We start from the raw sequence: 4,674 nt of genomic DNA on the forward strand, positions 1-4,674 counted from the left end.
AAGCTCAAGTACCGTCATGTCCTCAGCAATGCCAGCGCGGCGCACGGTCTCAGCCAGTGACGCCTCCTCGGCCTCAGCCAAGGTGCCCACCCCATCTGGCCACCAACAACTGCTGTACTTGCGTCGCGGACCCAACACCGTCGCGAAGAACTCGGCCGGCACCTCGTAGTGCTGCTCGTTGGCGCGCTCTGGCACCGCCGCCACCGGGGACAAGTCCATCATCGTAATAAAGGCCTTCTTGTGCTCAGCAGCAGCCTCGCAGTCATGCTGTGGCAGCTCGGCCAGAGTCTTGCGCAGACGCTGGCGGATACCGGCGCGGATGATCGGATCCGGCACGATGCCGCGCTCCACCAGCGAGATGATCAGGTTCTCAGAGATCGGCATTCACGGCTCCCGTGTCGAACATTCAGTGTCGAGAATTTCAGCATGATCTATCAGGTATTGGCATTGGCGTTTGTTTACAATCAGCGATCAATAGCGTGCACATAGACCACTGTCGTGAGAGGAGCGAGATGAGGAGGCCGCCAACAAGCCTGCTAGCCATCTGCAGCCTGGTCACCTGGCTGCTCGCCTGCCCGACCACCAGTCTTGCCCGGGACTATCGGATCAACGTCGGCCAGCTGCCCCTCTATGCCGAAACCAAGGACCGCGGCATCCTCATCGACGTGATCAAGGCCATGGACGAAGAATACGCAGCGGGACGCCTGATCATCGAGATCTATCCGTTCGAGCGCTCGATCCACAATGTCGCGCAGGGCTTGGCCGATCTGCATTTTCCCATCGTCGGCAGCGCCGACTGGGGCCCCGAGGATGGCCCCTACGAGGAAGAACTGCGCGCGCGCGGGCTGCGACGCTCGACCTGCAGTCTGACCAAGAGCCACTTTGCCCTCTTTCGCCATCGCAACCGTCCACCACTGGACCTGACCCGGCTCGACGACTACCGCATCGAGACCGACGCGGGACACAGGGCCTTCTTCGAGTTCCCCATCCAAGGCACGACCTGCCTGCCCTGCAGCGTCGAGAAGCTCAGCGCGAACCGCATCGACGGTCTGGTGTTCGCTTCACGCGAGATCGATCTGATGATCCGAGAGGCCGGCCTGACCAACATCGCGCGGCAAAACTTCAGGATCTTCGGCTCCAAATTCATCCTGCCGAACACGGCCGAAGGCGCTAGGACCGATGCGATGCTGTGTGAGGTCATCGGCCGCATGATCCGCAAGGGCAGCCTTGAGCGGGCTGCCCGCCCCTACAGCGCGTACTTTGTGCGCGAGTATGGCGATCCTTATCTACCCGACCTCAAGGATTTGTCGCGCTTAGACTGACCCCAGCGAGCCACGACTCCGATGCTCTCCTTCTTCCTCTCGCGCCGCCGCTCCCCACTCGCGCTGCGCCTCTTGATCACGATCCTGGTGACCAGTTCGCTGATCACCTTATTGGCTGTCGCACTCCAGCTCTACGTCGAATATCGCAGCGACGTCGAACTCATCGAACAACGCCTGAGCCAGATCAAGGGCAGCTACAGCGATTCCATCGCGCTCTGCGTCTGGAACCTCGACCGCAAACAGTTCAACAGCCAGCTCGAGGGCATCCTGCATTTTCCCGATATCGTCTATGCCGAGATTCGCGGCGAGGACGGCGAGTTGATCGCCGCGCGCGGCACACCGCAGGACAAGGGCTTCATCCGCGAGGAGATCACGCTGGCCACCACCGATTTTGGCCGCAGTGTCCAACCTGGCCGCTTGATCATCGTCGCCAGCCTGGATCGGGTCTACAACAATCTGCTCCAGCGCGGGATGATCATTCTGGTGACCCAGGGTATCAAGACCCTGATTGTCTCGATCGTCATCCTGCTGGCCTTCCATTGGATGGTGACCCGACACCTGTACCAGATTGGCACCTACGCCAGACAGATCGATCTCAGCTCCGAGCAGCGACTACAGATTCAGCGCCCGCCCGGCACCAACGATGAGCTGGATTTCATCGTCCGCGCCATCAATGACATGCAGGACAATATCCAGCACAGCTACCAGACCATCGCCGAACTCAACCAAAACCTCGAGCACAAGGTCGAGCAGCGCACACGGGCGCTAGAGGCGTCGACCGAGAAGTTCCGTTATCTGTTCCAGAATGCGCTTGAGTCGATCGGCATCTTTCATCAGGGTCACTGTGTCGATCTCAACAAGGCTGGCCTTGAGCTGTTTGGCTTCGACTCGCTCGCGCAAGCGCAGGACCTGCATGCGCTTGACTTTGTTGCACCAGAATCGATGGCGATTGTGCGCGAGAAGATCGCTCGCCAGGATGCCGAGCCCTATGAGGCGATCGGCAGAAAACGCGACGGCAGCCAGTTCCCGATGTTGGTGAAAGGACAGAACGCGATCATCGATGGCAAACCGACGCGCATCACCTCTGCCATCGATCTCACCGAGATCAAGCGCAGTGAAGCGGCACTGAGACAGGCCAATCAGGAACTGGCGAGGATCGCGCATACCGACCCACTGACCGGGGCCTTCAATCGCCGTTACCTCGATGAGGCCGCAAGCAGCCTGGTGGCGCTGGCCAAGCGCGAAGGCCGAGATATCGCCATCGCGATGATGGACATCGATGATTTCAAGTCCATCAACGATCGCTTTGGCCATGATGTTGGCGACCGGGTGATCTCCGTGCTCGTCGACCTGATTCGGCAACAGATCCGACAGAGCGACCTCATCGTGCGCTTCGGCGGCGAGGAGTTCGTCCTGATGCTGCCCAATACTGGGCTCGAGAATGCCGAGCAAGTGGCCGAGAAGATCCGCCAGCAGGTCGCGACCAGCCAAGCCGTTGCCCCGGTACAGTTTACCCTGAGCATCGGTCTCAGCGTTGTCTCGAGCCTGGATCAGGACATCAGCGAGACCATCGCGCGCGCCGACAAGGCGCTCTATCAGGCCAAGCGCGCGGGTAAGAATCGCGTCTGTCGCACACCGGCGCCAGAACCACTCAGCCGCGCAGCACCTTACCGCCAAACGAAATAATGTATCTCTTGACTGGTGACCGGAGACGACAGCATTGTTTAGAAACGGTCCATCAACGGCATCCCGATTTGAGGACCACTGTCATGCGATCATCGGGAAGCAGACAGCCACTTAGTGCTGTACAGGGGTCGCAGCCCGCTCCAAACGGTTGTTAATGGCCTCCCACTCGAGCGACTGCAGGGGTTGCTCGACCAGAATCTGATTCAGATGCATTTGGTCCAGTCTGCGTAATTCAGCATACAGACGAAAGGCATAGGCTTCTGGGTCGTTCGGCATGATCACCCAGTGATGAGCGCCGATATCGGCCACTGGCGCTTGCCGGGCCAAGACGACGATTCCCGGCCGTGCTTGTGTCAGCATTGCGGCAATGGCATCACCAGACATGACCGCTAACGGCGTGGTCGGTGCGTAGTGCGACGGCAATCGACCTGGGGCCGCTGGGCCATCGCCAATCGCCGGTCTCGCAACCTTCTCGCCCAGCAGCTGCTCGATTTCAGTCAGGTCAATCATGCCCGGGCGCAGCAAACGGGGCTGCTTGTCGCTCAGGTCGATGATCGTCGACTCCAGACCAACGCTGCAGGCGCCGCCGTCGAGCACGGCGAGCACTCGGTTCTCAACCGCGAATTCATCCAGCACGTGCGCCGCAGTGGTGGGGCTGATGCGGCCAAATCGATTGGCGGAGGGCGCGGCCAGCGCAGCGCCAAAGGTCTGCAGCAGCTGCTGTGCAACCGGATGCGCGGGCACGCGCAGGCCGACAGTGTCCTGCCCGCCAGTGATCCGGTTCGACACATCGGCGGCCTTATTCAGCACCAGCGTCAGCGGCCCGGGCCAGTACACGTCGGCCAACCGCCAGGCCGCATCCGGGATCGCTCGAGCCCAGGCACGCATGGTGTCGGCAGCTGGCAAATGCACGATCAGCGGATGGTTGGCGGGCCGACCCTTGGCCGCAAAGATCCGGCCAATGGCCTGATCATCGTTCGCATTGGCACCCAGACCGTAGACGGTTTCGGTCGGAAAGGCGACCAGTTCACCCCGTCGCAACAGCTCGACGGCGCGCTGGATTCCGCTCGGATCAGGCTGCAGCAGCTCCATGGCCGTCTCAGAGGTTCAAGAGTTCAGAGGCTCAAAGCAGCCGCCAGGCGACATCGGTCCCGGCGCGCAGTGGCACGATCCCGTCCGAGCTCCCGTCCGAGCCGGAGCGGATCAGCTCAGGCACCGACCAGGCCTGGGCTTCCAGGGTGATCTTGTCGTCATTCCTGGGCAGGCGGTGGAAATCCGGGCCATGGAAGCTCGCAAAGCCTTCGAGTCGATCCAAGGCCCCGGCGTCGGCGAAGACCTCTGCGTACAGCTCGATCGCCGCCGGCGCACTGTAGATGCCGGCACAGCCGCAACCCGACTCCTTGGCCTGTCTTGGATGCGGCGCCGAATCCGTCCCGAGAAAAAACTTGGGATTGCCACTGGTGGCCGCTTTCACCAACGCCTGACGATGGGTTTCGCGCTTGAGCAGCGGCAGACAGTAATGATGCGGTCGCAAACCACCCTCGAAGATCGCATTGCGATTCAGTAACAAATGATGAACGGTGATGGTTGCCGCGACCCGCTCGGAGGCATCTAGCACGTAGTCGACGGCGTCCTTGGTCGTGACGTGCTCGAGCACGGTGCGCAG

The 4,674-nt window shown here is 61.1% G+C and carries 4 protein-coding genes and 1 pseudogene; 2 read left to right on the forward strand and 3 right to left on the reverse strand.

The genetic code is table 11. From position 1 onward, the window contains the following. Positions 1 to 384, reverse strand: a 384-nt coding sequence (locus VBE63_RS24845; RefSeq protein ID WP_323685693.1) for an SAM-dependent methyltransferase, incomplete at its 3' end; no start/stop codon positions are given. Positions 385 to 512: 128 nt separating this feature from the next. Here VBE63_RS24845 and VBE63_RS24850 point away from each other — a divergent pair. Further along, positions 513 to 1,322 carry a hypothetical protein gene (locus VBE63_RS24850; protein WP_323685694.1) on the forward strand — a complete coding sequence of 270 codons (810 nt, stop codon included), beginning with the start codon at positions 513 to 515 and terminating at the stop codon, positions 1,320 to 1,322. Positions 1,323 to 1,343: 21 nt separating this feature from the next. Further along, on the forward strand, positions 1,344 to 3,008 hold the full coding sequence (locus tag VBE63_RS24855; protein WP_323685695.1) for a diguanylate cyclase: 1,665 nt from the start codon (positions 1,344 to 1,346) through the stop codon (positions 3,006 to 3,008). 111 nt (positions 3,009 to 3,119) lie between these two features. Here VBE63_RS24855 and VBE63_RS24860 read toward each other — a convergent pair whose 3' ends face one another. Both VBE63_RS24860 and VBE63_RS24865 read right to left on the reverse strand, forming a co-directional pair. After that, a complete protein-coding gene (locus VBE63_RS24860) occupies positions 3,120 to 4,100 on the reverse strand; it encodes an L-threonylcarbamoyladenylate synthase (protein WP_323685696.1) in 981 nt (326 codons plus the stop codon). A 31-nt stretch (positions 4,101 to 4,131) separates the two neighbouring features. Continuing rightward, positions 4,132 to 4,674 (reverse strand): annotated as a pseudogene (locus tag VBE63_RS24865) (dihydroorotase); the annotation flags it as partial.

Source organism: Lamprobacter sp., assembly GCF_034860625.1.
Taxonomy (GTDB): domain Bacteria; phylum Pseudomonadota; class Gammaproteobacteria; order Chromatiales; family Chromatiaceae; genus Lamprobacter.

Bases quoted from the DNA above. Each gene is read 5' to 3' on its own strand.
- VBE63_RS24850 (WP_323685694.1), top strand. From the start codon at position 513: ATGAGGAGGCCGCCAACAAGCCTGCTAGCCATCTGCAGCCTGGTCACC.
- VBE63_RS24860 (WP_323685696.1), bottom strand. From the start codon at position 4,100: ATGGAGCTGCTGCAGCCTGATCCGAGCGGAATCCAGCGCGCCGTCGAG.
- VBE63_RS24855 (WP_323685695.1), top strand. From the start codon at position 1,344: ATGCTCTCCTTCTTCCTCTCGCGCCGCCGCTCCCCACTCGCGCTGCGC.